General features: G+C 48.4%; 4 protein-coding genes. All 4 read right to left on the bottom strand.

Annotation, left to right across the window (positions count from 1 at the left end; translation table 11 throughout):
- A partial coding sequence (locus C7B77_RS23790) for an Eco57I restriction-modification methylase domain-containing protein (RefSeq protein ID WP_146138480.1) occupies nt 1–2,677 on the bottom strand: 2,677 nt, incomplete at its 3' end.
- A gap of 14 nt (nt 2,678–2,691) precedes the next feature.
- The gene (locus C7B77_RS23785; protein WP_106310748.1) at nt 2,692–3,081 is read right to left on the bottom strand and encodes a type II toxin-antitoxin system VapC family toxin; all 390 of its coding nucleotides are present in this window, start codon (nt 3,079–3,081) and stop codon (nt 2,692–2,694) included.
- Nucleotides 3,078–3,329: a hypothetical protein gene (locus C7B77_RS23780; protein ID WP_106310746.1), complete on the bottom strand. Its 252-nt coding sequence runs from the start codon at nt 3,327–3,329 to the stop codon at nt 3,078–3,080. Before C7B77_RS23780 ends, C7B77_RS23785 begins: the two co-directional genes overlap by 4 nt.
- Before the next feature lie 45 nt (nt 3,330–3,374).
- A partial coding sequence (locus C7B77_RS23775) for a helicase-related protein (protein ID WP_146138479.1) occupies nt 3,375–5,009 on the bottom strand: 1,635 nt, incomplete at its 5' end.

Here is a 5,009-nt window from a genome sequence, read left to right as displayed (position 1 = left end):
TTGATGTGTATAAGAGACAGGTATAGCGAGTATCACCTTCGACGATGGTATTTGTCGCAATCAAACCTAACGTGCCATTTTTACGCAATAGCTCAAACGCACGTCGAAAGAAATAGGCGACTAAATCGGAGTTTCCATGAGATTCTGAATAACTCATCTTTAACCATTCGGGATAACCCTGAGCATTAGCATCAGCGATGGTATTTTTCCCCGCAAATGGTGGATTACCCACGATCGAATCAAACCCACCATTCTCCCTGTCAAACACCTCTGGAAACTCGATTTCCCAGTTAAAGGGTTTCACCCGAATCTCTTCTCGCAAGCGGTGGGAAATGATGCCAACTTCCTCAGCCTGGGGATTGAGTTGCCACTGGCGCACGAGGGCACTATAACCCTCCCGCCTTTGTTTCAACTCTGTTTTACTGCCCCCCTCATAACTCGCCATAATCGCCACATCTGCAATTAACCGCGATCGATCTAAGGTTTTTTCCACCTCATCTAGAGCTTGTCGCTTGCGAACATCATCTTCATCGGTGCGACTATCCTCGGATTGAATCGTGTATCGATATGCCCGCGCCTCATCGAGATTTTTTTGAAGTAAACTCATCAACGGTAAGTCAGTCAGCGGATCGCGACTGAAACTACCGATATCCGCTTTCCGTAACCCCACCAAAGAATCCCCACACTTCAAAGCATGATCGAGGAAGGTAAAGGGTAAATCCTGCGCCAATGTCGCCAACCACAAGGAGAGTTTAGCCAGGTTAACCGCAAAGGGGTTCTTATCCACGCCATACAAACACCGTTGGGCAACCAACCGACGGGCGATGAGTAGGGGTTCGATTTCGCTCACCGCACGGGAAATTTCACCCTCTCCTGCGGTGGGCGCAGGGGCTAGAGACTGAAGGGGCTGTTCCCGTTCCCAAGCAGCCACTAATTTATCTGCCAACTGGCGACAAGCTTCGACGAGAAAAGCTCCCGAACCCATCGCCGGATCGCAAATTTTCAGATCTAAAATCTGTTCGGGTGTGGGCTTGTCCCCCAACTGCTGGAAAATTGGCTCTAAGGTTTTAGCCACAATCGGTTGTGTCAAAGCGCGGGGAGTATAGTGAGAACCACTGCGCCGCCGTTCGGCTGTCGGTTGGAGGTATAAAGCACCCTGGGGCAAGATGTCGGGGGTTTGAGGCGATCGTTTTTTACTCAAAGCATCGACGATTTCTGGGATAGTTGTCGCCTGTTTTAATAAAGTGGAGCCATCGCTAGCAAGTTTGCAACTAGCCCAGTCATTGAGTTTTTTCGATCGATCTGCTGGTTTAGTTGCCAATAACTCAGCCACATCGATGACTACCGTTACCGTCTTCTTCGCGCCCCCAGATTTCACACCAATTGAGGGTTGGCTACTCCGCTCCACAGTAAAGCCCATAATCCCCTCATACACCGAGCCGATTTGCTCCACATCTAGGGTACGGTAAGAAAGCTTCTCCCCATTCAACATCAACAATTTATCCAATACCCGATAAATTACCCCGTCGGGGATGCGCGGTACTTCACTCCCCGCTGGATGAGCGGAGTCAAACCCAGCCCCTTCTAAAAAGGGATATTCGATCGGATCGAATAATTGCCCATGTCTGGCGGGTAAATACGCTGATGTCGCTCCCCCGCCTTCATACACCAACCGAAATAGACTCAATAACCACGCCCAAGCCCCATAACGTTGCTCCATCGTATCGGGATAGTTACTCAGATCGTCCCGCAGTTGCTCGTACAACCCGCTCACCGCATAGTTCCGCTGATAAACCGTATCCCCTGGCATCAACCCTCGATCCTCGGCGTACAGCACAAATACCAACCGCATCAGGGTAGTAATCAAGCCGCCATAGATATCTGTCGCCGCAGTAGTCGCCAATAACTTCCGCTCCGTCGCCTCATCCGCCAGCCCGAAACCGCGCAACAGTTCCCACAAAGCCTCTAATACCTGCTCGGCTAACTGGTTCGATACCTCGGCTTGATAATTGCGGCTTTCTGCCAGTAGTTTGGGTAAACGGTACTGGAGCGGCACATTAAACAAGCGATTGGCGTTCAATAACTCCACCAAACCGCCTAAAATACTCCTGCCAGCCACTTCAGTCATCGCGGCGAGGGGAAACGTCAAATGTCCAGAAGACTCGCCTCTGGGGGCATACACCAGCCTTAACTGGGTACCATTCCAGAGGATACCAGTCGGAATCTCCGTCTCGCGTAATAACCGCTCGAATTTTTCCTCGATCGTCGCTTGCCACCCCTGTTTATGCTGGGTGTCATGCCGATCTAAATCTTGCCCTGTTTCGACTAATTTAATTAATAAAATCCGCTCCTTAGTATCGGGATCGACAACCACAAAATCGGGAGTTAAAGTTTCTCCATAATCTGTTAAAACTATCTCAATTCCCTCTGGAAATCCTAAATCTGTCGCCTCCCAACCGAGTATTTCTTGCGCCAACTGGCTAAACTCGACACTAAACGGAGCATCAGTATCGATCCGATTGTCAATCTCCCGTAATTGAGCTTGAATCTCGATTAACTTAGACCTGTCGATAATCGCCCCCGCCCGTTCCAACGCGATCGGCGACACTACCAAACCTAATGGTTGCAATAAACCCAGCCATTCTTTATGTTGGTAAGCGATCGAATCTGTAGCCATAAGAAAAAAGACTTTTAAACTAATAAATTGACACCAGAATACTTGAGAATTTTCTCATCTGCTGTCAGTAGAGATATCCCCAAAACTTTGGCAGTAGCCACGATAATTTGGTCTGCCGGATCTTTATGAAATCCAACCAGCCTAGTTGACTCGATCGCAATTGGTAAAGTTAACTCGATTAGTTGAATGCCAGGATAGGCAAATGCTCGCTCGAACCAATCCTCTAAGCTATATGGCAGCGTCAATCGCTCGTATTCTACCAACTTGGCAATTTCCCAACAGGAGTAAATACTGATCCCTAATCCCGCTGTTTCATACTCGCTGAGATAACTTTGATGTTGTTGAGTTAAGCGCGGATCTCCCTGCACCCACCAAATCCAAATATGTGTATCTAAAAGAATCATCGCATTACTTCCCAGTCCTCAGCGGGAACCGCAGGTTCAAAGGGATCTGGATAAGAATATGGCTGACTTCCTTGGAGTGGGTATCGCTCTGGTGCAGATGATTCATTTGGTGGTTCAATTACTTTGCCCCGCACAATTATTTCTACAGTATCTCCAGGGGTGAATGGTAAATCTTCTAATACTAATTGCCCACGATCGTTAATTACTGACTGGACGACAATCGATGGTAAAACTTTGTAAGTTGTCATTGGTAAACTCCTATTTATTGGCAATCCAATTATTACTATTATCGCTCATCCTGAGACTGGATATAAGTAAACAATCCCCACCGGATCGATCCGACTAGCTTTGACTTGATAGATGTGTTCGATCCGTTGCGGTTCGCTATCCAACTCACGATCGATCTGCGCCAATCTTTTCTGCCAGTGACGAATATCCGCCCCTAATTGCTCTTGTTCTTTGAGATTAAATAAGGACAACTGAGTGGTTTTAGATTTCGCTTCCTGCTCCAAAATTCGATCGCGTTGTTCGATTAGCAGTTGAGTCATTTCCTTCGCCTCCTTCTGTCCCCGATCTAAAAGTTTTTTCTCGGCTCTAGCACTCAACTCCTCAGCGCGTTTTTTCAGATGGGGTAATAATTCCGCCACATCTTGCACCGCATGAACTTGAAACTGCGCGAGTAGCTTGGGTGGTACATCCCGCAAGCGGGGATTAGCCAAAGAGGTTTCTACCAGCTCCAAGGCGGTGGCTTTTTCTGTTTCTGACAGTGGACGTAGTTTACCCTTTCCCCGTGCCTCTGGGGAGAGCCAGTCCGCCGCTACGACCACAATTTCATCGTGGAGACGGGTAGCGCGATCGCCGTAGATCGATAACCTCCCCAAGATTAACACTTGCGGCACCGCTCGATCGGTCAAACAAACACAGGCTCTACTCAATTCATGATGAGTAAACCCCTGCGATCGAAATCGACTCAATAACCGCTGTACCAACCGATGTTCGAGGTGAAGATGAACTACCTCCCCATCTAATGTACCCGGATCGCGGAATACTACCGGACGGATTTCATTTTCTTTGCGCCATTCCCACAATTTCTGACCCTTTTGACGACTGGGGCGGAGTGTATCGAGGGTTTGTTCCCAAACGGGACTATCTCCCAATGGTAATGTCCACCGCGCTCGATCGAGATCGGTAATTGCGGCTTGAGAATCGATCGGTGCTAGCGGCTTTCCCCCCACCATTTCGAGGGAAACATTCAGAGCCTCCCGAAAATGCTCGGTACGCAAATTCAACCACTCCTGAGAAGTTTTGAGCATATCTTCTAACTCCTGCTGTTGTTGTTGGAGTTTCTGCAACTGGGGGCGTATTACCTCTAATTCCCCTTGAATTAAGTCATCTCGTTCCGGTTCTAAATCGCTTACCCGCTCGATTTGTTCGATTAACCGATTGGCGTTAGCCGTTTCAATCCCCCGCTCCAAATATTTATGAATATTTTTCTCTACGACTGGCGATAGACTACCCAATTCCCGTTGAATCGTGGCAGTTTTAGCGACTAATACATCCAGTACCCGATCTTCAGTGCGCTGGGTAAGCACGAAATAATAACAGCGCACCACCGCTTCCCGTTGTAACTTACGATCGATCCGTCCATTCCGCTGCTCCATCCGACTGGGATTCCAAGGGATGTCAAAGTGGAATAAGTCCGCACAGTGATTTTGGAGGTTGATTCCTTCCCGCGCCGCATCGGTAGCGATGAGAATCCTGAGTGGATGTTGAGTAGGATCGCTATTGAAAGCAGTTTTCACCCGTTCGCGACGTTGCTCGCCACCCATCCCACCATGAAAGCTATCGATCCGTTGATTCTCTAGATCCGAACCCGCAATCGCCTCTTTCAACTGTTGCTCTAAATAGCGTTTGGTATCGGTATATTC

Source organism: Chamaesiphon polymorphus CCALA 037 (assembly GCF_003003845.1).
Classification (GTDB): Bacteria; Cyanobacteriota; Cyanobacteriia; order Cyanobacteriales; family Chamaesiphonaceae; genus Chamaesiphon; species Chamaesiphon polymorphus.
This window is presented reverse-complemented; position numbering and strand designations above follow the sequence as displayed.